The organism is Photobacterium sp. R1 (assembly GCF_054600795.1).
On the sequence record NZ_BAAHZP010001022.1, the window covers coordinates 1 to 233 of the forward strand.

Below are 233 nucleotides of genomic sequence, written 5' to 3' on the forward strand. Positions count from 1 at the left end.
CGGTGATGTGATTGCTGAAATCGGCCAGGCATCAGAAGCCGACATGGCACGTGCGATTGAATCTGCCAAAGCCGGTTTTGCCAAGTGGTCTGCCATGAGCGGCGCCGAACGGGGCCGTATTCTGATGAAAGCCGTTACTTTGCTGCGTGAACGCAACGACGAACTGGCGGCACTGGAAGTTCAGGACACAGGCAAACCGCTACAGGAAGCACTGGAGGTTGATATTGCGACGG

1 protein-coding gene is annotated in these 233 nt (G+C 56.2%); it reads left to right on the forward strand.

Annotation, left to right across the window (positions count from 1 at the left end):
• A partial coding sequence (locus tag ACYP03_RS28145; protein WP_459782956.1) for an aldehyde dehydrogenase family protein occupies positions 1–233 on the forward strand: 233 nt, incomplete at both ends.